Origin of the sequence: Nostoc sp. UCD121, assembly GCF_014222285.1 — a bacterium.
GTDB lineage: Bacteria > Cyanobacteriota > Cyanobacteriia > Cyanobacteriales > Nostocaceae > Nostoc.
In genome coordinates this window covers 1-2,725 of record NZ_JACKZS010000408.1, presented here as the reverse complement: position 1 = coordinate 2,725, position 2,725 = coordinate 1, and the positions used below count along the sequence as shown (strand labels likewise).

General features: G+C 42.3%; 4 protein-coding genes. 3 read left to right on the top strand and 1 reads right to left on the bottom strand.

What is annotated here, in order from left to right; genetic code table 11:
* Nucleotides 1–258 precede the first annotated feature (258 nt).
* The gene (locus GNF10_RS36310; RefSeq protein ID WP_185585961.1) at nt 259–828 is read right to left on the bottom strand and encodes a site-specific integrase; all 570 of its coding nucleotides are present in this window, start codon (nt 826–828) and stop codon (nt 259–261) included.
* A 424-nt stretch (nt 829–1,252) separates the two neighbouring features.
* Between GNF10_RS36310 and GNF10_RS36305 the strand changes: the two genes are divergently transcribed.
* The 3 genes from GNF10_RS36305 to GNF10_RS36295 form a co-directional block, all read left to right on the top strand.
* Complete coding sequence (locus GNF10_RS36305; RefSeq protein WP_100897504.1) at nt 1,253–1,627, top strand: type II toxin-antitoxin system RelE/ParE family toxin; 375 nt, start codon at nt 1,253–1,255, stop codon at nt 1,625–1,627.
* Entirely contained in the window at nt 1,624–1,950 is a 327-nt protein-coding gene (locus tag GNF10_RS36300; RefSeq protein ID WP_185607463.1) for a helix-turn-helix domain-containing protein, read from the top strand. Before GNF10_RS36305 ends, GNF10_RS36300 begins: the two co-directional genes overlap by 4 nt.
* A gap of 173 nt (nt 1,951–2,123) precedes the next feature.
* The coding region (locus tag GNF10_RS36295; protein WP_185607462.1) for a RusA family crossover junction endodeoxyribonuclease at nt 2,124–2,725 on the top strand (602 nt) is incomplete at its 3' end.

The following is a 2,725-nucleotide window of genomic DNA, read 5'->3' as shown; positions in this document are numbered from 1 at the left end:
ACTAATAACAAAGAGCTTAATACCTTCTTTAGAACTATATATAAAAATGAAAGAAAGTGATTTTAAAATTTACAATTTTATGCAGGGTCAACTTTTGAGGATAAGAAAGAGACTTGTAGATCAACAACATATCCTGAGTTGAGCCTTTATTAAGATTTGTCACCAAAACAATTCATAACTGGATACCTGGCACTTGGCACAGATCATTTTGGTTACGCGATCACTAACCCCGTGGTTATCCCTCCCGGATAGAAATTTTCAAAAATCCAAAGCAGAGATAGCGTTCTGCTTCTGCTTCTCAGTTACCCCCAGATATCGCTCCAAAGCTGCCAAAGTCCGATGCCCCGATATCTCCTGAATGTGGCGCAACGGTATCCCAGCATCGCTCATCCTGGTTAATGCAGTTCTCCTGAAACTGTGGGTACTAACCCCCTCAATGCCCAGCCGCAAACAGGTATCTCTGAGGATTTTATCGGCGCTGACCTTGTGGATGTGTAAGAGTCCATGCCTGCCGGGGAACAAAAACTCTTTGCGGCGATTGGGGTTGTACTCTTCTAAATACTGCTTCAGCTTTGGATGCACTTGAATTTCCCTGGTGTCCCGCTTGCCTTTGGTGTTAACGCTCCGTAGCACTAACACGCCTCTGACACCGTTGCTGCCAAACACATCTTTCACTGCCAAAGTGCAAGCTTCGTTGATCCGGCAGGCAGCATAAAGGCACACGCCGAACAGAGCGCGATCGCGCGGGTTGACAAAGCCCTCAGTAAATAGGACATTAATTTGGTCGGGGGTAAGGATTTCTGCCCTACCGAATCTGTTTATTTTCATAGGGTCTAGCCTACATTGTCTAACCCCAATAACACAATGTAAGTCACCAAAAACCTATATATTCCGTGAGCGATCGCACCCGATTAACCCAGACTTATCAATCAGCCCTCAAGCACGACCGCTACAACCCGCATAACTTCGTTGGCTGATAAAAATAGCTTATGTTTGCAACGCGATTACCACTTGCAGGTATGATCCGCACCAGTATGATCTGCTCATATTGCGGCTGTCTCAACTGTCTATACTCGCTTCTATACCCCTGGTTGATCCATCGTTGCTATCAAAACCGATATCAATTTTCTCTCCACCAGCGTCTACACTATGTGTAGAAGGAAACCAACTGTAAATAAAATTTAGCTCTCTAGTGGTGCGGGGGACATTTCATGCTATTGTCTGACTGATTTTATAGGAAATTTCATATAATATGGAAGATGATGAGGATATTATAGAAATTCCTTTACGACCTCTTGTTTGGATGGGAGACTCTCTCAAAAATATCCGCTCATTTCCAGAAGAGGTGCGTGCATCAGTAGGCTATGCACTGCAATTGGTGCAAGCAGGGGAAACACCAATGGATGCCAAGCCTTTTAAAGGGGTTGGGAGTGGGGTGTATGAAATCGTCAAACGCTACGATACCGATACTTACAGGGCCGTCTATGCGGTAAAGATTGCAGAGAGAATTTATGTCCTGCACGCTTTTCAAAAGAAATCAAAGCAGGGAATTAAAACCCCACAGGCTGATGTTGACCTGATTAAACAACGCTATAAGGATGCGGTAGCAAGGGAGAAACAACAATGACTCAGGAACCCGTTTTTGAAGAAAGCAGTGGCAACGTATTCGCTGACCTCGGTTTAGAGAATGCAGATGAACTTTTTACACGGGGAAAGATAGGGATTCAGGTACTACGCCTTTTGAAACAACGCAACCTGAAACAACGGGAAATCAGCGAACTTCTTGGCATTCCCCAGCCAGAAGTATCTCATTTGATGAAAGGAGAGTTTCAACGCTTCAGCGAGGGCAAACTCCTCATTTTCCTCAAGCGACTTGATACAGAAATCACCTTACATCTTCGCCCTCGTCACGCGCAGGGCGAATCTACTGAAACTGTGATATCGCTATAGGGAAGGATGGAAGCCTGAAAATTTCTTAATTCTTACGGTACATAAAAGGGAATTTTCCAGTACCAAGAACATTATGCAGCTGTTCACCCCTCTCGGAGTCTTATTTAGACTGAAATTGGTGATATCAACATTGAGCAGAGATTTCTTAACACTAGAAACAGGATAATTTTTGGATGGCACACTCGGAGTGGGATAAAAATAGAGAGCTTTTGGCACAAGGACATATAACTTTATGCCTTCCAATTGAGCCAGTTTCACTGCAAGCCAGCAGAAGAAGAAAAGAAGTTCTTATATCTGAGATTCGCAAAATTACGGATAATTGGAATTTTCTCTTAGTTGGAGATGTTCAAATTGATATAGAATGGCTAATTCATGAGCAAAAGCGATATGAATCTGATTCATCTGCTGACGTAGATAATATTGTAAAACCGATTCTAGATGCTATTTCTGGGCCAAAAGGTATCCTTGTCAATGATTGTCAAGTTCAAGCAATTTCTTGCCGTTGGATTGATTGGGACAGTGAAGAGCAGCAGATTACAGTTAGAATTCAAATGTTTAGTAATGATGAATGGCTGTTGAAGCAAGGTCTTGTCTTTGTCCACATGGGTAAAGGATTATGTTATCCCGCAATTGTAGAAGAAACGGGACAAGAATATACTTTAATGATTATAGAAAACTTAGAACAAAAGCTTATCATCCGTGAAAATATTATGGCTAAAGGTGCTAGTTATTATCATGCACAACAAATAATGTCTGTTCAGAGGATATTTCATAT